Source organism: Lentzea sp. CC55 (assembly GCF_021056325.1).
In the GTDB taxonomy this organism is placed as follows: domain Bacteria; phylum Actinomycetota; class Actinomycetes; order Mycobacteriales; family Pseudonocardiaceae; genus Lentzea; species Lentzea jiangxiensis.
On sequence record NZ_JAJCXE010000057.1, the window covers coordinates 117,848 to 118,153 of the forward strand.

Below are 306 nucleotides of genomic sequence, written 5' to 3' on the forward strand. Positions count from 1 at the left end.
GTGCGGCCTGTTGCCTTGCGTTGTTTCCCTGGGGGCTCTGCCCCCAGACCCCCGGCAATCTGATCGGGGGCCCGCGCCGGTCGTGGGTTGATGGCACGCCTGTTCGTTGGGGCGGCTGCCGGTTTCGTAGTTTGGTTGCGTTGGCGGTGGGGTCCCGTCACCAGTCGCACCAGGAGCGGGCCACAACGAGGTAGGGGTGTCAACTCGACGAAAAGCGTTGGAGTTGTCCCCGGTTCCCGGACACGGGGTGTTCACGCAGCGTAGGTGATGCGTGTTTCGGTTGGGGTTCGGTAGCCGATTGTCGAA